The organism is Paraburkholderia ultramafica (assembly GCF_902859915.1).
GTDB lineage: Bacteria > Pseudomonadota > Gammaproteobacteria > Burkholderiales > Burkholderiaceae > Paraburkholderia > Paraburkholderia ultramafica.
Genome location: NZ_CADIKK010000006.1, coordinates 147,032 through 167,115, shown reverse-complemented (window position 1 = coordinate 167,115; position 20,084 = coordinate 147,032). Strand labels below are relative to the sequence as shown.

General features: G+C 65.4%; 17 protein-coding genes, 2 pseudogenes and 1 riboswitch. Of the genes and pseudogenes, 16 read left to right on the top strand and 3 right to left on the bottom strand.

Annotated features, from left to right (window positions below; translation table 11 throughout):
• Nucleotides 1-182: 182 nt before the first annotated feature.
• The 3 genes from HV744_RS08655 (at nucleotide 183) to HV744_RS08645 (ending at nucleotide 2,318) form a co-directional block, all read left to right on the top strand.
• The gene (locus HV744_RS08655; protein WP_175149115.1) at nucleotides 183-962 is read left to right on the top strand and encodes a DeoR/GlpR family DNA-binding transcription regulator; all 780 of its coding nucleotides are present in this window, start codon (nucleotides 183-185) and stop codon (nucleotides 960-962) included.
• 308 nt (nucleotides 963-1,270) lie between these two features.
• Nucleotides 1,271-1,468 (top strand): hypothetical protein, encoded by a 198-nt coding sequence (locus HV744_RS08650; RefSeq protein WP_175149114.1) that lies wholly within the window; start codon nucleotides 1,271-1,273, stop codon nucleotides 1,466-1,468.
• 202 nt (nucleotides 1,469-1,670) lie between these two features.
• Nucleotides 1,671-2,318 carry a TetR/AcrR family transcriptional regulator gene (locus HV744_RS08645; RefSeq protein ID WP_175149113.1) on the top strand — a complete coding sequence of 216 codons (648 nt, stop codon included), beginning with the start codon at nucleotides 1,671-1,673 and terminating at the stop codon, nucleotides 2,316-2,318.
• Between the two features lie 83 nt (nucleotides 2,319-2,401).
• Here the strand turns inward: HV744_RS08645 and HV744_RS08640 are convergent, their stop codons facing one another.
• Entirely contained in the window at nucleotides 2,402-2,776 is a 375-nt protein-coding gene (locus tag HV744_RS08640; RefSeq protein ID WP_175149112.1) for an RNA-binding protein, read from the bottom strand.
• A 202-nt stretch (nucleotides 2,777-2,978) separates the two neighbouring features.
• Between HV744_RS08640 and glpD the strand changes: the two genes are divergently transcribed.
• From glpD to HV744_RS08620, 4 genes and pseudogenes are all read left to right on the top strand, one after another.
• Nucleotides 2,979-4,511: a glycerol-3-phosphate dehydrogenase gene (glpD, locus tag HV744_RS08635; RefSeq protein WP_175149111.1), complete on the top strand. Its 1,533-nt coding sequence runs from the start codon at nucleotides 2,979-2,981 to the stop codon at nucleotides 4,509-4,511.
• A 215-nt stretch (nucleotides 4,512-4,726) separates the two neighbouring features.
• Nucleotides 4,727-6,226: a glycerol kinase GlpK gene (glpK, locus tag HV744_RS08630; RefSeq protein WP_175149110.1), complete on the top strand. Its 1,500-nt coding sequence runs from the start codon at nucleotides 4,727-4,729 to the stop codon at nucleotides 6,224-6,226.
• A 112-nt stretch (nucleotides 6,227-6,338) separates the two neighbouring features.
• Nucleotides 6,339-6,810, top strand: a pseudogene (locus tag HV744_RS08625) (MIP/aquaporin family protein).
• Nucleotides 6,811-6,921: 111 nt separating this feature from the next.
• Complete coding sequence (locus HV744_RS08620) at nucleotides 6,922-7,608, top strand: HAD family hydrolase (protein ID WP_175149109.1); 687 nt, start codon at nucleotides 6,922-6,924, stop codon at nucleotides 7,606-7,608.
• A gap of 140 nt (nucleotides 7,609-7,748) precedes the next feature.
• On the opposite strand, the gene ribB is transcribed toward HV744_RS08620, so the two are convergent.
• A complete protein-coding gene (ribB, locus tag HV744_RS08615) occupies nucleotides 7,749-8,468 on the bottom strand; it encodes a 3,4-dihydroxy-2-butanone-4-phosphate synthase (RefSeq protein ID WP_175149108.1) in 720 nt (239 codons plus the stop codon).
• A gap of 146 nt (nucleotides 8,469-8,614) precedes the next feature.
• Nucleotides 8,615-8,798, bottom strand: a riboswitch (FMN riboswitch).
• 83 nt (nucleotides 8,799-8,881) lie between these two features.
• On the opposite strand from ribB, the pseudogene HV744_RS08610 reads away from it, so the two are divergent.
• From HV744_RS08610 to lnt, 7 genes and pseudogenes are all read left to right on the top strand, one after another.
• A pseudogene (locus tag HV744_RS08610) lies at nucleotides 8,882-9,271 on the top strand (LysR substrate-binding domain-containing protein); the annotation flags it as partial.
• Nucleotides 9,272-9,439: 168 nt separating this feature from the next.
• A complete protein-coding gene (gene miaB, locus HV744_RS08605) occupies nucleotides 9,440-10,822 on the top strand; it encodes a tRNA (N6-isopentenyl adenosine(37)-C2)-methylthiotransferase MiaB (RefSeq protein WP_175149107.1) in 1,383 nt (460 codons plus the stop codon).
• Nucleotides 10,823-10,868: 46 nt separating this feature from the next.
• The gene (locus HV744_RS08600) at nucleotides 10,869-11,939 is read left to right on the top strand and encodes a PhoH family protein (RefSeq protein ID WP_175149106.1); all 1,071 of its coding nucleotides are present in this window, start codon (nucleotides 10,869-10,871) and stop codon (nucleotides 11,937-11,939) included.
• Between the two features lie 88 nt (nucleotides 11,940-12,027).
• Nucleotides 12,028-12,489, top strand: coding sequence for an rRNA maturation RNase YbeY (ybeY, locus tag HV744_RS08595; RefSeq protein ID WP_175149105.1), 462 nt, complete (start codon nucleotides 12,028-12,030; stop codon nucleotides 12,487-12,489).
• A 42-nt stretch (nucleotides 12,490-12,531) separates the two neighbouring features.
• Nucleotides 12,532-13,248: a gamma-glutamylcyclotransferase gene (locus tag HV744_RS08590; RefSeq protein ID WP_175149104.1), complete on the top strand. Its 717-nt coding sequence runs from the start codon at nucleotides 12,532-12,534 to the stop codon at nucleotides 13,246-13,248.
• Between the two features lie 395 nt (nucleotides 13,249-13,643).
• The gene (locus HV744_RS08585) at nucleotides 13,644-14,537 is read left to right on the top strand and encodes a CorC family transporter (RefSeq protein WP_175149103.1); all 894 of its coding nucleotides are present in this window, start codon (nucleotides 13,644-13,646) and stop codon (nucleotides 14,535-14,537) included.
• 49 nt (nucleotides 14,538-14,586) lie between these two features.
• Nucleotides 14,587-16,308: an apolipoprotein N-acyltransferase gene (lnt, locus tag HV744_RS08580; protein ID WP_175149102.1), complete on the top strand. Its 1,722-nt coding sequence runs from the start codon at nucleotides 14,587-14,589 to the stop codon at nucleotides 16,306-16,308.
• Between the two features lie 197 nt (nucleotides 16,309-16,505).
• Here lnt and HV744_RS08575 read toward each other — a convergent pair whose 3' ends face one another.
• A complete protein-coding gene (locus HV744_RS08575) occupies nucleotides 16,506-17,120 on the bottom strand; it encodes a glutathione S-transferase family protein (RefSeq protein ID WP_175149101.1) in 615 nt (204 codons plus the stop codon).
• Nucleotides 17,121-17,303: 183 nt separating this feature from the next.
• Between HV744_RS08575 and HV744_RS08570 the strand changes: the two genes are divergently transcribed.
• Together HV744_RS08570 and HV744_RS08565 are read left to right on the top strand one after the other, a co-directional pair.
• A complete protein-coding gene (locus HV744_RS08570) occupies nucleotides 17,304-18,710 on the top strand; it encodes an aminopeptidase P N-terminal domain-containing protein (protein WP_175149100.1) in 1,407 nt (468 codons plus the stop codon).
• A 6-nt stretch (nucleotides 18,711-18,716) separates the two neighbouring features.
• Complete coding sequence (locus tag HV744_RS08565) at nucleotides 18,717-20,015, top strand: UbiH/UbiF/VisC/COQ6 family ubiquinone biosynthesis hydroxylase (protein WP_175149099.1); 1,299 nt, start codon at nucleotides 18,717-18,719, stop codon at nucleotides 20,013-20,015.
• Nucleotides 20,016-20,084 lie beyond the last annotated feature (69 nt).

Here is a 20,084-nt window from a genome sequence, read left to right as displayed (position 1 = left end):
AAATCACCTGAATGGATCTTCTGATTGCCGTCCCACGGGTTACGCATGTCGGATGAGTTGGCAGACAAGGGGTCCGATGGTCTTACAATACCCTCAACCCGCTCACGCCTGACCCGGTTTCCAGTCCCGCGCATCGCGCCGGGCGCGGCCAGCGCCGAGACAAATCCCATGACCCGAGACACATGACCCGAGACCCCCGCCTCACTCTCAACGCCCGGCAACAGGAATTGCTGGAATGGGTGCAACGCGACGGCTTCGTGACCGTGGACGACCTCGCGGCCCACTTCGACGTGACGCCGCAGACGATCCGCCGCGACGTCAACTGGCTCGCCGACATGAACCTGCTGCGCCGCTATCACGGCGGCGCCAGCCTGCCGACCAGTTCCGAGAACGTCTCGTACACCGCGCGTCAGCGCATGTTCCATGACGAGAAGCGGCGCATCGCGGCGCTAGTGGCCACTCACATTCCCGATCAGGCCTCGCTGTTCATCAACCTCGGCACGACCACCGAAGAAGTCGCGCGCGCGCTCAACCGGCACCGCGGGCTGCGCGTGATCACCAACAATCTGAACGTCGCCAGCATGATGAGCGGCTATCCGGATTGCGAAGTGCTGGTGACGGGCGGCATCGTGCGGCCGTGGGACAAGGGGATCGTCGGCGAACTGGCGATCGATTTCATCCGCCAGTTCAAGGTGGACTTCGCGATCATCGGCACGTCGAGCATTGAAACGGACGGCACGCTGCGCGATTTCGACACCCGCGAAGTGCGCGTGGCCGAGGCGATCATCGAGCACGCGCGCACCGTGTTCCTCGCCGCCGACAATTCGAAATTCGGCCGCCCGGCGCTGGTTCGCCAAGGTCATCTCAATCAGATCGACGCGCTTTTCACCGACGCCGCCCCGCCCGCCGACATGGTCGAAACGCTCGCCGCCGCCAACTGCCAGGTGTATATCGCCGGCTAGACCAGGCATTCTCCGCCATGCTGCAGCGCACGCGAAACTTCAAGTGAAATCAAGGATCAGGCGGCGGCTCCAAACCGCCGCTTCGGTGTCCGATTGTCAAACGGAATATTTAGAGGGGCGCATTTGGTGTTTAACGTGCGGTTGACTACACTCCAGTTCCCCGGCGTTCATTGCGCATTCTGCGTAGCGCCGGTCGTGTGAATATGTCGTGTGAGCCGTACTTCCCGCCTGATCCTTCTAGCGGACTTCACTGGCATCTGGCCAGTCGCCGGCAAGGCCGTCCGCGTTTGCTTGACATGGAGAGAACGATGCTGAGTCCGCATGAATTCGCCACGTTGTTACTCGTCAAGGACGCCCCCAATCAAGTCGATATGGGCCGACAAGAACTCGACGCGCTGTTGGAACGGCAGTTGGTAGAACTCGAACGTCTCGCGTCGGGCAACGAACAATGGCGTGTGACGGAAACCGGCGACAACGCGCTGCGGGCTATCAAGCGTTTTTCCTAGTGTCATCAGGGTTTGTCGCTGTTTTTTGCAGTCGACGTCCGGCCTTGCGATGACGGCGGGGTGCGTCGCGCTCAGTGCGTGCGCACCCTCGCTCTGTTGATTTTTCTTCGCATGAAAAGCACGCTGCCACCCAGGCGGCCGTTTTGTTGTGCCCAACTCATTTACACAGTAAATTGACGCGATGGATCTTCAGCCCTCGCGCATGCCCAAGACGCTCTCCTCCGACGACATCCAGCAATTCCGCGAAGCCATGCGCCGCGTGGCCGAGAACGCGTTCGCGACGCGCGGCGCCCAAGGCGTGACGATGCGCGAACTGGCGAAAGAGCTGGGTTGCAGCGCGATGACGCCGTACCGCTACTTCCGCGACAAGGAAGAAATCCTCGCGATGGTCCGTGCCGCCGCGTTCAACCGCTTCGCGGCGCGCCTCGAAGCAGCCGCGCAAAACGCCCCTGCGACCGATCACTCGGTGGTCAGCGAGGCCTACGTGGCGTTCGCGCTCGACGAACCGCACGCCTATCGTTTGATGTTCGATCAGACGCCGCAGCAAGCCGGTTATCCGGAGCTCGCGGCCGCCTCGCAACGCGCGTGGCGCCTGCTCGGCGCGCACTTCGAACGGCTCGTCGCGGCCGGCATTCTGGAGGGCGATCCGCAGTTGATCGGCTATGCGTACTGGGCGAGTCTGCACGGCTTCACGATGCTGGCGCTCGCCAACCAGTTGCCGCTGCCCGAGGCGCAGCAGTCCGCCACCGTCGACGACGCCGCAAACGCCAATCACGCGCCGACCCGCGAAGCCGTGTTCGCGCAAATCCGCCGCATGTTGTGGCGTGGAGCGCTGCCGCAGCGCGGCTGACCGAGCGAGCCATTCAGCCCGGCTGGCACGGCAGCCAACGCGGGCAGACTGTCAGAAAGAGAAAGAAGCAGCGAACGCCCCGTTCAGCCGCTGCGCAAGGTCGGATCGACGGCCGCGCGCCAGCTCAACGCCTTGGTCCGTTGAGTGGTGAAGAACTCAACCCACTGATTGCGCATATGCGGATCGGTGCTCACGCCCTCGCTCGCATGGCGCTGGGCGATCGACGCCTGGAACGCGCAGAAATCCTCGTTCGACAACCGGCCACGCCGGTTCGCCACGTAAGCGTCGAACAACACCTCGTACACGCCTTGCGCGTCCTTGCCGTAGTCGACCGTCTGCGCCGTGCACATCTGCTGCAATGACTCGAACGACGGTGCGCCCCTCGTTCCGCTCAGGCTCGGCGAGCTGACGCATCCCGTGAGAAGCACAGCGGCGCCGATCATCAAAAGTCCACGCATTGATTCACCTCGAAATGGCTGCTGTCGAGAGTATCGTCCGTGGCCGCGCGTTGCGCCACTCCCTAGTCCGATCGGCACAGGTGCGCTCCGACAAAGCGAACTTTACTTTTTCGAATATGTTCATTAAAGTTCGAAAACGAACACACCTCGTTCGATAGATTTTCCAAACGGCTTTTCAGGCACAACGCAGAGGACACGGCAGGTGACGCAAGGCTCGAGATACGATTTGCTCGTCGTAGGCGGCGGAATCAACGGCGCAGGGATCGCACGCGATGCGGCCGGCCGCGGCCTGTCGGTGCTGCTCTGCGAACAGGACGATCTGGCATCGCATACGTCGTCGGCAAGCACCAAGCTGATTCACGGCGGCCTGCGCTACCTCGAATACGGCGAGTTCGGACTGGTGCGCAAAGCGCTGCAGGAGCGCGAAACGCTGCTGCGCGCCGCACCGCACATCATGTGGCCGCTGCGCTTCGTGATGCCGCACATGCCCGATCTGCGCCCGGCCTGGCTGATCCGCGCGGGCCTGTTCCTGTACGACCACCTCGCGAGGCGCGAACTGCTGCCGGGGTCGCGCGGCATCGTGATGCGCAACCATCCGGCCGGCGCGCCGCTGATCGACTCGATCAAGCGCGGTTTCGTGTACTCGGACGGCTGGGTCAACGACGCGCGTCTGGTCGTGCTGAACGCACTCGATGCGCAGGAGCACGGCGCGAAGATTCTCACGCGCACGAAGCTCGTCAGCGCGGTGCGCGCCGGCGGCGAATGGCGCGCGCAACTCAGGCGCGCGGACGGCACGACCCTCGACGTGCGTGCCGCGTCGATCGCGAACGCCGCGGGTCCGTGGGTTGGCGAGCTGTTGACCGGCGCACTCGGACGCCGTCAAACGTCGCACAGCGTGCGCCTCGTGAAAGGCAGCCATATCGTCACGCGGCGCCTGTTCGAACACGACCACGCGTACATCTTTCAGAACCCGGACAAGCGGATCATCTTCGCGATCCCGTACGAACACGATTACACGCTGATCGGCACGACCGACCTCGAATATCGCGGCGACCCGTCGCACGTGGCGATCGACGCCAACGAAACGCAGTACCTGTGCGACTCGATCAACCGCTACTTCAAGCAGAAGATTTCGCCGGCCGACGTGCGCTGGACCTATTCGGGCGTGCGTCCGCTGCTCGAGGAAGAAGGCGCGGACAATCCGTCGGCAGTCACGCGCGACTACTCGCTCGAACTCGACGCGCCCGCGGGCGAAGCGCCGCTTCTGTCGGTGTTCGGCGGCAAGATCACGACGTTCCGCAAGCTGGCGGAACAAGCGGTCGACACGCTCGCGCAGGCGTTGCAAAAGGGCGCGCCCGCGTGGACCGTCGGCGCGCCGTTGCCCGGCGGCGATATTCCGCGCGCCGACTTCGAGCGCTTTCTGAACGAATTCAAGCAGCAGCATGCGTGGCTGCCGGCCGAGCTGGCTCATCGGCTTGCGCGCGCTTACGGCACGCGCGTCAAGCATGTGATCGGCGATGCGCGCTCGGTGGCCGAACTCGGCCGCGCGTTCGCGCCGGGTCTATACGAAGCCGAACTGACGTACCTGCGCGATACCGAATGGGCACGCAGTGCTCAGGACGTGCTGTGGCGCCGCTCGAAACTCGGCCTGCATGTCGAGCCGGGCACGCTCGATTCGATCACGCACGACATCGACGCATGGTTCGCCCGCGAACCCGCCCGGCAGAGAGCATAGACGCATAGACTGGATGGACGACGCGCATAGCCGGCAATCGCAGCACAAGGCAACGGGGCGCATGCGCCGCCTGCATGAACCCGATTAACTCACCCGTTCGGTTGGGCCAGGCCGGCCTGCATCATCACACCCCGTTGCAGCCTGGCTAAAACAACAAACCACTCCCATCGCCGGTCACCAGTCCGGCGATTCGGAAAACACATGGAGAAGAGACAATGCAGGATCAGTACATCCTCGCGCTTGACCAAGGCACCACCAGTTCGCGTGCGATGCTGTTCGACCGGCTCGGCAATGTCGCGTCGACCGCTCAGAAAGAATTCCAGCAAATTTATCCGCACCCGGGTTGGGTCGAGCACGATCCGCAGGAAATCTGGTCGACCCAGGCCGGCGTCGCCGCGGAGGCCGTGACGCGCGCCGGCATGAACGGCACCTCGATTGCCGCGATCGGCATCACCAATCAACGCGAGACCACCATCGTGTGGGATCGCGAAACCGGCCACCCGATCTATAACGCGATCGTCTGGCAGGACCGCCGCACCGCCGGTTTCTGCGACCAGCTCAAGGCGCAAGGGCTCGAAGAAAAGGTCCGCGCGAAAACCGGCCTGCCGATCGACTCGTACTTCTCGGCGACCAAGATCCGCTGGATTCTCGACAACGTCGAAGGCGCGCGCGAAAAAGCGCGGCAGGGCCGCCTCGCGTTCGGCACGGTCGACAGCTGGCTGGTGTGGAACTTCACCAAGGGCGGCCGGCACGTCACCGACGTGACCAACGCGTCGCGCACGATGTTGTTCAACATCCACACGCTGAAGTGGGACGACGAACTGCTCGACGCGCTCGACATTCCGCGCAGCATGTTGCCGCAAGTGCGGGCGTCGTCGGAAGTGTATGGGCCGACCAAGACCACCGTGTTCGCGTCGAAGATTCCGCTCGCGGCCATCGCCGGCGATCAGCAGGCCGCGCTGTTCGGCCAGATGTGCACCGAGTCCGGTATGGTGAAGAACACCTACGGCACCGGCTGCTTCCTCGTGATGAACACCGGCGACAAGCCGATCGAATCAAAGAATAATCTCGTCACCACGATTGCGTGGCAGATCGGCGACAAGATCAACTACGCGCTCGAAGGCAGCATCTTCATCGGCGGTGCGGTCGTGCAATGGCTGCGCGACGGCCTCGGCATCATCAAGAATGCCGCCGAAATCGAAACGCTCGCGCGCGGCGTGCCGCATTGCGACGGCGTGTATCTGGTGCCCGCCTTCGCCGGCCTCGGCGCGCCGCATTGGAACGCGCGCGCTCGCGGCACGCTGTTCGGCGTGACGCGCGGTACGAGCTCGGCGCATATCGCGCGCGCCGCGCTCGACTCGATCGCCTATCAATCGCTCGACGTGTTGAAGGCGATGGAAGCCGATTCCGGCATTCGCATCGGCGAATTGCGCGTGGACGGCGGCGCCTGTGCGAACAATCTGCTGATGCAGTTCCAGGCGGACATTCTCGGCGTCGACGCGGTGCGTCCGAAGGTGTCGGAAACCACCGCCTTGGGTGCGGCTTACCTGGCTGGTCTCGCGGTCGGCTACTGGAAGGACGTCGACGAGCTGCAAAGCCAGTGGAAGCTCGACCGCCGCTTCACGCCGGCGCTGCCGCACGCCGATGTCAAGGCATGCCTCGACGGCTGGCAGCGCGCGATCCGCGCCGCGAAGGCCTGGGCCGATACGCCCTGAGCGTCCCGAGCGCTTCAGTCACCCTGTTCGCGTCGGTCGACAGACCGCTTTCGGCATCGCGAAGCCGCGCCTCCAGCGGCTTCGCTGGCCACTCTATTTCGAAGAACCAGGCATGTCCCCTTACATTGCGGAATTCATCGGCACGGCGCTCGTCGTGCTGCTCGGCGACGGTGCCGTCGCCAACGTACTGCTCGCGCGCACCAAAGGCAAAGGCGCGGACCTGATCGTGATCGTGATGGGCTGGGCGATGGCCGTGTTCATCGCGGTCTACGTCACCGCATCGTTCAGCGGCGCTCACCTGAATCCTGTCGTGACGGTCAGCCTCGCGCTGGCCGGCAAGTTCGCGTGGGCCAAAGTCCCCGGCTATGTGGCGGCGCAGATGCTCGGCATCGGCATCTCGCTCGGCGGCCCGACCGGCTATGCGATGAGTCCCGCGCGCGATCTGTCGCCGCTCTGATGCACGCGCTACTGCCGATCCCGGGCAGCGCGACAGCGACTGGGGTTATGCGTGGATTCCGGTCTGCGGTCCGCTGCTGGGCGGCGCGGTGGCGGCGTGCCTGTATCTGTACCTGCACGTGCGCTGATCCTGCGTCCGGCGGCGCGGAGATTGAAAGCACGTATCATGACGCTTTCATTCTCCGCGCCTGGGCCTGCAACCGTCCCGCTCATGCGCTCCCTGCTTTCCGTTTTCAGGCATGATCGACCACCTCATCTGTGACTGCGACGGCGTCCTCGTCGACAGCGAAATCATCGCTGATCGCGTGATGTTCGAAACGCTCACCACGACCTTTCCCGGCCTCGACTTCGAACCCGTCGTTAAAACCGCATTCGGCCAGCAGACGTCGCGCTTTCTCGAAGGCATCGAGAAGTCCTTCGACATCACGTTGCCCGCCGATTTTCTCAATACCATCGAACACCATGTGGAGCTCGCGCTTGCGGCGTCGCTCAGCCCGATCAACGGCGTGCGCGAGGCTTTGCAACGCGTGACGCTGCCGGCCGCGGTCGTATCGAACAGCCGGATGACGCGTGTGACCGCGTCGGTGCGGCGCGCGGGTTTGCAGCAGATTTTCGGCGAACGGATTTTCAGCGCCGAACAGGTGGCGCGGCCGAAGCCTTATCCCGATGTGTATCTGTTCGCCGCACAGACGCTGGGCGTGGAGCCGTCACGATGCATCGTGGTCGAAGACAGCGTCGCCGGTTTGAATGCGGCGCGCGCGGCGGGGATGAAGACGATCGCTTTCGTCGGTGCGAGCCATATTCCGGATGGCTACGCGGACGCGCTGCGCAAGATGGGCATGACGCGCATCATGATGCACATGGACGAATTGCCCGCGCTGGTCGAAGCCGGCGTGCGCGGCGAGTTTGGCGACGTGCAGTCGTAGGGCGGCGTAAAGATGTAGAGGCGCAGAGTCGTACAGGTGTCGCCGCCTTCGGCGGTGCCAACAATAAAGGCCGGTTCTCTTTCGAACCGGCCTTTCGTTTTTGCAGCGCGCGTCGCGTCATCCACCACGCGCGTCGCGCATCAAGCTTCGTCAGCGACGCATTCGCGCGCCTGCGCCAGCGCCGCGCGAAACTCCACCAGCTCGGCGATCGTCAGCATCGGCAGATTGTGTTGCGCGGCGAAGCGCTCGACGTCCGCACCACGCGTCATCGTGCCGTCGGCGTTCATCAGTTCGCACAGTACGCCGGCCGGCTTCAGACCCGCGAGAATCGCCAGATCCACCGTGCCTTCGGTGTGGCCGCGGCGCGCCAGCACGCCGCCGGGCATCGCCCGCAACGGGAACACGTGGCCCGGGCGCACGATGTCGGCGGGCTTCGCGGTATCGGCAATCGCCGCACGAATCGTGGTCACGCGATCGAGTGCGGACACGCCGGTGGTCACGCCGTCGCGTGCCTCGATCGAGACCATGAACGCGGTGCCATGACGGCTTTCGTTGTTGACGGCCATCGGCGGCAGTTCGAGCGTGCGGATCTTGTCGTCGGGCAGGCACAGGCAAACGATGCCGCTGCATTCGCGGATCAGCAACGCCATGGTTTCGACGGAAAGACGCTCGGCCGAGACGATCAGATCGGCTTCGTTCTCACGGTCATGGTCGTCTTGCAGGACGACGGCACGGCCATCGCGCATTGCTTGCAACGCGGCGGCGATACGCGGCGGAACGGCTTCGGTGGCGAGCAGCGGGAGATCGGCGAAAGCATCGTCCGCAAGCGTCGACGGAGCAGGAAAAGTAGCAAAGGACATAGTTGAAACGCTCATCGCAAAAGTTGGGCGAAAAACGTTTCAGGGCATTGCAAACAGACAAACACGCGCCGTCGAACGCCGCGCAAAGCGACGCTCGCGCACCGCCTGGAGCACGGGCGGCGTGACGGAAACGCACATGACTATCTGCACATCTTCTTCCATCCGGACTCTGACCGTCGGCTCTGGCTTCTCACCAGATCTGCTGACCCCGCTGCGCTCCCCGATACCCGGAAGATCACATGATGCGGGCGCTCGCGGGCTCACCGGCTCACGCTTTCGCGCTGCCGGCCTACCGCCGGTGGGGAATTTCACCCCGCCCTGAAGACGCACTGATTGCCGGATCGACCGGCTGGCGAAGCATACAACAGTCGCGCAAGGCCTGCAGCGCAACCCCTACTGGCCCGATGGCGACTCTTAACGAGTGGCGCTTCACGCGCGGCGACGAAGTGCAGAACTACACCGTGCCGCTCGAATCCGCCCGCGAGACCAACGACGGCGCGGTCGCCCGCGAATGGGCGCTGCGCGGCTACGGCATCGTGATCAAGTCGATGTGGGATGTAGAAGCGGATCTGCGCGCCGACGGTCTGAAAATCCTGCTGCCGCAGTGGCGCTACCCTGACGCGCCGCTGCACGCGCTCTATCACCGCAACCGCTTCATGGCGCCGCGCGTGCGCGTGCTGCTGGATTTCCTGAGCGAGCGTTTCGCGCAGTTGTCGGACGAACTGGAAAGCCTGCTGGGCTTGCCGCCGGAGCTGCCGCGCACGGACGCGGGCGGGCAAGCCGCACTCCGCGAAGGGCTATAATGTTGCGTTACGCCGCATACGTGCAGCGTGGACGGATCAGCCGGTCCGAAGCGGATCAAGGCGGCCCCAGGCGCCGCCCCGCGGCCCGTCCGCACGCTGCCCGCAGGTTCGGCCCCCTCACCTTTTAAACGACGCCCCCAGGTTAACCACTGCGACCGGCGAAATTCGATGACCAAGAAAGTTTATGTAAAGACCTTTGGCTGCCAGATGAACGAGTACGACTCCGACAAGATGGTCGACGTACTCGGCGCGGCTGAAGGGCTCGTCAAGACCGACACGCCGGAAGACGCCGACGTGATTCTGTTCAACACCTGCTCGGTGCGCGAAAAAGCGCAAGAAAAGGTCTTCTCCGACCTCGGCCGCGTGCGCGAGCTGAAGGAAGCGAATCCCGATCTGATCATCGGCGTGGGCGGTTGCGTGGCGAGCCAGGAAGGCGCGTCGATCGTGGCGCGCGCACCGTATGTCGATCTGGTGTTCGGTCCGCAAACGCTGCACCGTCTGCCGCAAATGATCGACAAGCGCCGCGAAAGCGGCCGCGCGCAAGTGGACATCTCGTTCCCGGAAATCGAAAAATTCGACCACCTGCCGCCGGCGCGTGTCGACGGCCCGAGCGCGTTCGTGTCGATCATGGAAGGCTGCAGCAAGTACTGCAGCTACTGCGTGGTGCCGTACACGCGCGGCGAGGAAGTGTCGCGTCCGCTGGACGACGTGCTCACCGAAATCGCCGGCCTCGCCGACCAGGGCGTGCGTGAAGTCACGCTGCTCGGCCAGAACGTCAACGCTTATCGTGGAACATTCGCTGGCGGCCTGACGCCCGGTTCTTCTGAGATCGCCGACTTCGCGACGTTGATCGAATACGTCGCCGATATTCCCGGCATCGAACGGATTCGCTACACCACGTCGCACCCGAAGGAGTTCACGCAGCGCCTGATCGACACCTACGCGAAGGTGCCGAAGCTCGTCAGCCACCTGCATCTGCCGGTGCAGCACGGCTCCGACCGCATTCTGATGGCGATGAAGCGCGGCTACACGGTGCTCGAATACAAGTCCGTGATCCGCAAGCTGCGCGCGATCCGTCCGGACCTGTCGCTGTCCACCGACATGATCGTCGGCTTCCCCGGCGAGACGGAACAAGACTTCGACAAGATGATGGCGCTGGTGCACGAGATGAAGTACGACACCAGCTTCTCGTTCATCTACAGCCCGCGTCCCGGCACGCCGGCCGCGAATCTGCACGACGACACGCCGCGCGAAGTGAAGCTCAAGCGTCTGCAACACTTGCAGGCCACCATCGAGGAAAACGTGCAGCGCATCAGCGATTCGATGGTCGGCAAGATCGAGCGCATTCTGGTCGAGCGCCCGGCGCGCAAGGATCCGAACGAACTCGCGGGCCGCACCGAAAACAACCGCGTGGTGAATTTCCCGGCGCCGGTCGCGTCGCACACGCGGCTGATCGGCCAGATGGTCGACGTGAAAATCGTCCACGCGTACCCCCATTCGCTGCGTGGCGAACTCGTGCTGGTACACGACGACGCAGCCACCACCCACTAAGCCACGCCAATCCGCGTACCGCAACCGACAGGATCGACCCACCGCCTTGAAGACCACTCAGCAGCATCTGGAATTCACCGCACCGCGCGACGACAACACGCGGCTCGCCAACCTCTGCGGACCGCTCGACGAAAATCTGCGGCAGATCGAGCAGGCGCTCGACGTGACACTGCTGCGACGTGGCCACCGCATCGCGATTCGCGGACGCGGCGCGAAACTCGCGCTCACCGCGCTCGAGAACTTCTACAACAATGCGCGCGAGCCGCTGTCGGTCGACGACATCCAGCTCGCGCTCGTCGAAGTGCGCCATCCGGCGCGCCATCGGCCGAACGGCAACGGCAATGAAGCCGGCGAGCCGCGTTTTCCGGGCAATCCGGACCATCCGTTCGACCAACCCGCCGACGCCGGCGACGACGACGACCTCGAAGAACTCGGCCCGAAGCTGTACACGCGGCGCGCGGATCTGCGCGGCCGTACGCCGGCGCAGCGCGAGTATCTGAAGCAGATCGTCTCGCACGACGTGACCTTCGGCGTCGGTCCGGCCGGCACCGGCAAGACCTATCTCGCGGTGGCCTGCGCGGTGGATGCGCTGGAGCGCGACCAGGTCAAACGCATCGTGCTGACGCGGCCCGCGGTCGAAGCCGGCGAGCGTCTCGGTTTCCTGCCGGGCGATCTGGCGCAGAAGGTCGACCCGTATCTGCGTCCGCTTTACGACGCGCTGTACGACCTGCTCGGCTTCGACAAGACCGCGAAGATGTTCGAGCGGCAGATGATCGAAATCGCGCCGCTCGCGTACATGCGCGGCCGCACGCTGAACCACGCGTTCATCATCCTCGACGAGGCGCAGAACACCACGCCCGAGCAGATGAAGATGTTCCTCACGCGGATCGGCTTCGGCTCGAAGGCGGTCGTCACCGGCGACACGACCCAGGTCGACTTGCCGCGCGGCCACAAGAGCGGGCTGATCGAAGCGCAGCAGGTGCTCGCGGACGTGCGCGGCATTGCGCTGACGCGCTTTACGAGCGCGGACGTGGTGCGCCATCCGCTGGTCGCGCGCATTGTGGAGGCGTACGATGCGCATTCGCAGAAAACCGCCGCTCCGGCGGATTCACGCTGAGCGGCGTTGATTCGCGTCCACTGAACCCGCCGCTGCAACGAACGCTACGAAAGCTACGAACGCAAAAAACGCACCGCACCGACACCGCATGAGCCGCGCCCCGAAACTGACATTGAACCTGCAATTCCCCGCCGCCAAAGCCTGGCCGGAACACAAGGCGCTGCTGCCACGCGCCACCGTGGCCAGCTGGATCAAGGCGGCGCTGTTCGCGGACGGCGAACTGACGGTGCGTTTCGTCGATGCCGAAGAAGGCCGCACGCTGAACCGCACCTATCGCGGCAAGGACTACTCGACCAATGTGCTGACGTTCGCGTACGCCGAATCGGAAGACGATCCGGTGACGGGCGATCTGATCCTGTGCTGCCCGGTGGTCGAGAAGGAGGCCGCCGAGCAGGGCAAGCCGCTCGTCGCGCACTACGCGCATCTGCTGGTGCATGGCACGCTGCACGCGCAAGGTTACGACCACGAAGTCGAAGAAGAAGCCGAGGAAATGGAAGCGATCGAAACCGAAATCCTCGGCAAGCTCGGATTTCCCGATCCGTATCGATAGGCGTCGGCCGCCGCCAACGTCATCCACGTTCGAACCCACACCGTGAGCACCTCGTCCCCAGAAGCCGACACCCGTATGCCCTGCCCGGACTACCCGCCAGTGCTCGGCGAATCGCGGCTTTTGACCGACGAGGAATTGCGCGCGTCGCTCGAATGCACGCTGCGCGACTGGGACCGCAAGAGCGATCTGTGGCTGTTCGGCTATGGCTCGCTGATCTGGAACCCCGGCCTGCCTACCGTCGAAGCGAGCCGCTCGAAGGTGCACGGCTATCATCGCGGGCTGTATCTGTGGTCGCGCGTGAATCGAGGCACGCCTGAACAGCCGGGCCTCGTGCTCGCGCTCGATCGTGGCGGCTCGTGCACCGGCATCGCGTTCCGGCTCGCAGCCGTTGGCTCGATGCCGCATCTCGAAGCGCTCTGGCGCCGCGAAATGCCGATGGGCTCGTATCGTCCGGCATGGCTGCCGTGCGTGCTCGCCGACGGCCGGCGCGTCGACGCGCTGGCCTTCGTGATGCGCCGCGACGTGCCGAGCTACACCGGCAAGCTGCGCGACGACGTCGTCAAAACCGTGCTCCGCTGCGCGTCAGGCCGCTATGGCAGCACGCTCGATTACGTCAGCCGCACCGTGCATGCGCTGCGCGAAAGCGGCATGCCCGACCGCGCGCTCGAAGCGCTGCTCGCACGCTGCCGCGAGGAAAGCCGCGAGCGCGAGACCGCTCGACAAACCGGCAAGGTTGCCCGGCAAGGGTCGGGGCAATGAACCCGTTGCAGCCAATGAACTTCATGCGCCCAATGCGCAGCTAGCGCTGGCCAGCGGCTGTGCTAACCGCTTTCGCTCGCGCCCACAGCGGAAAACCGCCACAGCCCGCAGCCCGCACGCGGCAACCCGCAGTCGGCGGTCGGTAGCCGGCAGCAGCAAAGAGGCCACGCACACCGCGCACAGCGCCGCTCATCCCCCACGCGCAGCACTTTTTTGTGCAAAGCCGCTTTTCCGCGCGTAATCAGTTAGGATTGACCCACGCCCCGTTGCTCGCGACGGAGCCGCTTCACCCTGCTTCACCCATCGCCCGGCCCGGCGGGACACGGTCCTGCCACGTGCCTGGTGTATCCTTAATGCTCTGCAACAGCGCGCCTAGTCTTGCCGGGCGCACTACCATGAACGACACGTATCCCAGTCGACGCCAAACCGACAAACCGCAGGAAAAGCGCTCGCTGCTCGAGCGTCTGACCGACTTCATCTCGCCCGAGCCCGACTCGCGCGCCGAACTTCTGGAAATCCTGCAGGACGCGCACGAGCGCAACCTGATCGACGCCGACTCGCTGTCGATGATCGAAGGCGTGTTCCAGGTGTCCGAGCTCAGCGCGCGCGACATCATGGTGCCGCGCGCCCAAATGGACGCGATCAACATCGCGGACAATCCCGCCGAATTCATCCCCTACGTGCAGGAAAAAGCGCACTCGCGCTATCCGGTCTACGAAGGCAATCGCGACAACATCATCGGCGTGCTGCTGGCCAAAGACCTGCTGCGCTACTACGCCGAAGACGAATTCGACGTGCGCGGCATGCTGCGCCCCGCCGTGTTCATCCCCGAGTCGAAACGACTGAACGTGCTGCTGCACGACTTCCGCGTGAATCGCAATCACCTCGCCGTGGTGGTCGACGAATACGGCGGCGTGGCCGGCCTGATCACGATCGAAGACGTGCTGGAACAGATCGTCGGCGACATCGAGGACGAATACGACTTCGACGAGGAAAGCGGCAACATCATCGCGTCGCCGGACGGACGCTTCCGCGTGCGCGCGCTCACCGAGATCGAACAGTTCAACGAGGCGTTCGGCACGCACTACTCGGACGAGGAAGTCGATACGATCGGCGGGCTCGTCACGCATCACTTCGGGCGGGTGCCGCATCGCGGCGAAAAGGTCCGCCTCGACGATCTGATCTTCGAGATTCTGCGCGGTGACGCCCGCCAGATTCACATGCTGCTGGTGCGCCGCGATCCGCTTGCCGGCCAGCGCGAGCGCGATGCGCAGCATGTGCAGACCTGAGCCGCGTCGTTTCCTCGCTTCTTCAACTCCTCACGCCGACCGCGCAACAATGGCCGACCCGATAACTTCCCGCTCGCGCCCCGGCGCGAGCGTTTCCGCTGCCGACGAATCGCGCGCCCGCACGCTGCCTCGTTGGCATTACCTCGTCGCGCTGGCCGCGGGCGCGGCCAATACGCTGTCGTTCGCGCCGACGCCGCACGGCGGCTGGCTGCAACTCGCGATCTTCGTGTTCTTCTTCGCGTGGCTCGCGCGCACCACCAGCTGGAAAAGCGCCGCGCTGACGGGCGGCGCGTTCGGCTTCGGCAATTTCGTGACCGGCGTGTGGTGGCTGTACGTCAGCATGCACGACTACGGCGGCATGGCCGCGCCGCTCGCCGGCGCGGCGGTCGCGCTGTTCTCGCTGTATCTGGCGGTCTATCCGGCGCTGTCCGCGGCAATCTGGTCGTTCTGCGCGGGCCACGCACGCAACGGCGCGGCGGACGACCAGCCGTTCTCGCCGACCTGGCACGGCGCGCTGGCTTTTGCGAGTGCCTGGGCGATCGGCGAATGGCTGCGCGGCACGGTGTTCACCGGCTTTCCGTGGCTCGCGAGCGGTTATGCGCAAGTGGACGGTCCGTTCGCGGGATTCGCGCCGGTGGTGGGCGTGTATGGCGTCGGCTGGATGCTGGCGCTGGCGGCCGCGCTGATCGTGCAGGCGCTGCTGCCGCTGCTGCCCACGCGCGCTTCGCGCGGGCCGCGCAGCGCGACCGCCGATGGCGGCCGTACCGACGGCAAAGGCGCGCAACGGAGCGTGGCGCGCAGCATAGTGCCGGGCGGCGTCGCGCTTGCGCTGATCGCGGCCGGCCTGCTGCTGCCGCTCGTCCAATGGACCCTCCCGGCCAACGCGCCACTGACGGTGCGCCTGCTGCAAGGCAACGTCAAACAGGAGATGAAGTTCCAGGAAGCCGGCATGCGCGCGGCGATCGACGAGTATCAGCAGATGATCACATCGAAGCCGGCCGACCTGATCGTCACGCCGGAAACCGCGATTCCCGTGCTCGCGCAGCAATTGCCGCCGCCGTTCGCGGCGGCGATACGCGAGTTCTCCGACGCGACCGGCAGCGCGATCCTGTTCGGCGCGATTGGCGGCACGGTCACGCCGGAAGGCCAGGTGATCGACTATACGAACAGCCTGTTCGGCGTCACACCCGGCTCGCACGACGTGTACCGCTACGACAAGCATCACCTCGTGCCGTTCGGCGAATTCGTGCCGTGGGGCTTCCGCTGGTTCGTCAATCTGATGAGCATTCCGCTCGGCGATTTCTTCCGCGGCGCGCCGGTGCAGAAGCCGTTCATGGTGCACAACCAGCCGGTCGCGGTGAACATCTGCTACGAGGACATCTTCGGCGAAGAGATTGCGCGGACCATCCGCGAAAGCGATACGCCCGCCGGCGTGCTGGTCAACACGACCAATCTCGCCTGGTTCGGCGACACGATCGCGCTGGACCAGCATCTGCAGATCGCGCGCATGCGTTCGCTGGAAACCGGCCGGCCGATGCTGCGCGCGACCAACACCGGCATGACGGCCGCGATCGATGCGAACGGCCGGGTGATCGGGCGCCTGACGCCGTACACGGTCGGCTCGCTCGACGTGAAGGTGCAAGGCACCTCAGGCAACACGCCGTACGTGACGAGCGGCAACAACACGGTGCTGGCGGTTTCGGTGCTGCTGCTGGCGTTCGGTTTTGCGTTCGGGCCGGGGATTACGCGGCGCCGCAACGGCAAGCCATAAGGTGCGCTAAACCGCATTCGCCCGCGCCGCCGCTGATGCTTCAAGCGGCGCGGCGAACGGCCGGTGCGAATCACCGCCGCATAAAAAAATGCGCCTGACGAGCAGGCGCATTTTCAACTCAAACGCGATCTTCCATTCAGGCTTTAAAGAGCTTCAACAAGCTCATTGAGCCCGCTTGCCGCGACTGAGCGCATCGCTCAGTTCGCCGGCACCGTGTCGATGAACGACTGACGCAGCGAAAGCTTCTGGAAATGCTTGTCCAGATTCGGATGCGGTTCGCGCCAATTCAGCTCGGGCATGCGGAAGTCGAGATAGCCCAGCGCGCAACCCACCGCGATGTCCGCGAGCGAGTAGTGATTGCCCGCGCACCACGGCTTGCTGCCAAGGCCCTGCGACATCGCGATCAGAGCTTCGTCGATCTTGCGCTGCTGCCGCGCGACCCACGCGTCCACGCGCTGCTCGGGCGTGCGCTGGGTGCCTTCGAGACGGATCAGCACCGCCGCGTCCAGCACGCCGTCGGCGAGCGCTTCCCAGCAACGCACCTCGACGCGTTCGCGTCCCGACTGCGGAATCAGCTTGCCGACCGGCGACAGCGTATCCACGTATTCGCAGATCACCCGCGAGTCGAACACGGCTTCGCCATCTTCCATCACGAGGCACGGCACCTTGCCGAGCGGATTGAAGGTGTGAATCCGGGTGTCCGGCGCCCAGACGTTCTCGGGCACCAGTTCGTAGTCGATCTTCTTGTCGGCCAGCACGATCCGCGCTTTACGCACGAAGGGGCTGCCGAGCGAACCGATGAGTTTCATCATGACCATCTGCCTTTTTCTGAATCCGGCGAAAGTATAAGTGCTAGGAGGTTTTCACGAGCATGGCGCCGCCTGTTCGCAAGCGGCATGCAGCGACGCTGTGGACGGATTGCAACATGCCGGCGGCCGTCCCGCCACCTGGTGTTGCGCAAAATAACTCCGCGCATTGGGCGCTACAATCGCACGATGAACCAACCGACCGAACCCACCATCGCCATCGACGTCTACCGCACGCGCCGCGAGCGCGTACTCGCCGCGCTGCGCGCCGCGGGCGGCGGCGTCGCCATCGTCCCCACCGCGCCGGAAGCGTTGCGCAACCGGGACGCCGACTACCCGTACCGGCACGACAGCTACTTCTACTATCTGACCGGCTTCACCGAACCCGAGGCGCTGCTGGTGCTCGACGCGAGCGCCGCGCCCGGCGAGCCGGCGTCGGTGCTGTTCTGCCGCGAGAAGAACGTCGAGCGCGAGACGTGGGAAGGCTTCCGTTTCGGCCCGGACGGCGCCCGTACGGCGTTCGGCTTCGACGCCGCGTTCGCGGTCGGCGCGGTCGGCACGCAACTGCCGCGCATCCTCGCCGACAAACCGTCGCTGCACTATGCGCTCGGCACGTCGGCGCAACTCGACGAACAGGTGCGCGGCTGGCTCGACGCGGTGCGCGCGCAGGGCCGCGGCGGCGTCGCAGCGCCGGCCGCCGCGCGCGACCTGCTGCCGTTGCTCGACGAGATGCGGCTCATCAAGGACGACCACGAACTCGCGATCATGCGCCGGGCCGGGCAGATTTCCGCCGCCGGACATCGCCGCGCGATGGCCGCGTGTCATCCCGGTGTCCGTGAGTATGAACTCGAAGCCGAGCTGCTCTACACGTTCCGCAAATTCGGCGCACAGGCGCCGGCTTATACGTCGATCGTCGCCGCGGGCGCGAACGCCTGCGTGCTGCACTACCCGGCCGGCCACGCGATTGCCCAGGACGGCGACCTGATCCTGATCGACGCGGCCTGCGAACTCGACGGCTATGCGTCGGACATCACCCGCACTTTTCCCGCGAACGGCCGCTTCACGCCGGCGCAGCGCGAGCTGTACGACATCGTGCTGGCCGCGCAGCAGGCCGCCGTCGAAGCCACCCACGCCGGCGCCACCTTCGACGATCCGCACCGGGCCGCCGTGCGGGTGCTGTCGCAAGGCTTGCTCGATACCGGCATCATCGAGCGGGCGAAGTTCGCGTCGGTCGACGACGTGATCGCCGAGCGCGCGTACGCGCCGTTCTACATGCACCGCACCGGCCACTGGCTCGGCATGGACGTGCACGATTGCGGCGACTACCGCGAGCGCGGCGCGCCGCGCGACGAAGCGGGCGTGTTGCCGTGGCGCACGCTGCGGCCGTCGATGACGCTGACCATCGAGCCCGGCCTGTATATCCGGCCGGCCGACGGTGTGCCCGAGCGCTACTGGAACATCGGCATCCGTATCGAGGACGATGCGATCGTCACGCCGAGCGGCTGCGAGCTGATCACGCGCGACGTGCCGGTGGCCGCCGACGAGATCGAGGCGCTGATGCAGGAAGCCCGCGCGACCCATGGAACAAGGAAGTAATTCGCGATGAACGACGTTTCCCCGTCGACGGTAATTCTGAAGCCCGCCGCGGCCGACCATGCCTTCGATTTCGACGTGACGATCGTCGGCGCCGGTCCAGTCGGGCTGGCGCTCGCCGGCTGGCTGGCGCGCCGCAGCGTGACGCGCGCGCTGAAGATCGCGCTGATCGACGCGCGCGAGCCGGAAGATTCGATCGCCGATCCGCGCGCAATCGCCGTGTCGCACGGCAGCCGGATGATCCTCGAACCGCTGCGCTGGCCCGCCGACGCCACCGCGATCCAGCGCATCCACGTGTCGCAGCGCGGCCACTTCGGCCGCACGTTGATCGATCACAGCGAGCACGGCTTGCCGGCGCTCGGTTATGTGCTGCGCTACGGCTCGATCGTGCACGGTCTCGCCGAGGCGGTGCACGCCACGCCCGTGCACTGGTTCCGGTCCACTTCCGCCGCCGCGCCGGTTCAGGAGGCCGACGGCGTCACGCTGCCGATCGAAACCGCGGGCGTCACGCGCCGCCTGCGCACGCGGATTCTGGTGAATGCCGAAGGCGGATTGTTCGGCGACCAGAAAACACGCAAGGGCGAATCCGGCAAGGACGCGAGCAAGAGCACCGACAAAAACACCAGGGCCGCCGGCAAGAGCGCTGCCGAGGGTACCGTCGGGAATGGCTCGCGCGACTATGGACAGACCGCGCTGGTCGGCACGGTCAGCGTGTCCGCGCCCCAGCCGCACGTGGCGTGGGAGCGCTTCACGTCGCAAGGGCCGATCGCGTTGCTGCCGATGGGCGGCGTGCGCGGCGCCGACTACGCGCTGGTCTGGTGCTGCGCGCCCGACGAAGCCGCGCGCCGCGCGCAACTTCCCGACGACGCGTTCCTGCGCGAACTCGGTGCCGCCTTCGGCGACCGCATGGGCCGCTTCACGCGGATCTTGGGGCGCGCGTCGTTCCCGTTAGGACTGAACGCGGTCGATACGCTGGTGAACGGCCACGTCGTCGCGATCGGCAACGCGGCGCAGACACTGCATCCGGTGGCCGGCCAGGGTCTCAATCTGGGCTTGCGCGACGCGCACGCGCTCGCCGATGCGTTGTCGGCGGAAGGCCCGACCCCGCTCGCCCTCGCGACCTTCGCGCAACGCCGCGCGCTCGACCGGCGCATGACGATCGGCGCCACCGACACGCTCGCGCGCCTGTTCACCATCGACTTCGCGCCGCTCGCGATCATCCGCGGACTCGCGCTCACCGCACTTGAGTTCGCGCCGCCGGTGAAAACCGCATTGGCGCGGCAAATGATGTTCGGCCAGCGCCGCTAGGCGCGCCGCCCGCTCGCGCGCTGCGGCTTTTTTGGGCAGCCTGACGAAAGCCGCGCGAGCGTCGCCGGT

Coding starts and splice junctions, on each gene's coding strand:
- HV744_RS08565 (WP_175149099.1), top strand. CDS start 18,717: ATGAACGACGTTTCCCCGTCGACGGTAATTCTGAAGCCCGCCGCGGCC.
- glpK (WP_175149110.1), top strand. CDS start 4,727: ATGCAGGATCAGTACATCCTCGCGCTTGACCAAGGCACCACCAGTTCG.
- HV744_RS08640 (WP_175149112.1), bottom strand. CDS start 2,776: ATGCGTGGACTTTTGATGATCGGCGCCGCTGTGCTTCTCACGGGATGC.
- HV744_RS08570 (WP_175149100.1), top strand. CDS start 17,304: ATGAACCAACCGACCGAACCCACCATCGCCATCGACGTCTACCGCACG.
- ybeY (WP_175149105.1), top strand. CDS start 12,028: ATGAGCCGCGCCCCGAAACTGACATTGAACCTGCAATTCCCCGCCGCC.
- ribB (WP_175149108.1), bottom strand. CDS start 8,468: ATGTCCTTTGCTACTTTTCCTGCTCCGTCGACGCTTGCGGACGATGCT.
- miaB (WP_175149107.1), top strand. CDS start 9,440: ATGACCAAGAAAGTTTATGTAAAGACCTTTGGCTGCCAGATGAACGAG.
- HV744_RS08575 (WP_175149101.1), bottom strand. CDS start 17,120: ATGATGAAACTCATCGGTTCGCTCGGCAGCCCCTTCGTGCGTAAAGCG.
- HV744_RS08650 (WP_175149114.1), top strand. CDS start 1,271: ATGCTGAGTCCGCATGAATTCGCCACGTTGTTACTCGTCAAGGACGCC.
- HV744_RS08585 (WP_175149103.1), top strand. CDS start 13,644: ATGAACGACACGTATCCCAGTCGACGCCAAACCGACAAACCGCAGGAA.
- HV744_RS08645 (WP_175149113.1), top strand. CDS start 1,671: ATGCCCAAGACGCTCTCCTCCGACGACATCCAGCAATTCCGCGAAGCC.
- HV744_RS08620 (WP_175149109.1), top strand. CDS start 6,922: ATGATCGACCACCTCATCTGTGACTGCGACGGCGTCCTCGTCGACAGC.
- lnt (WP_175149102.1), top strand. CDS start 14,587: ATGGCCGACCCGATAACTTCCCGCTCGCGCCCCGGCGCGAGCGTTTCC.
- HV744_RS08655 (WP_175149115.1), top strand. CDS start 183: ATGACCCGAGACCCCCGCCTCACTCTCAACGCCCGGCAACAGGAATTG.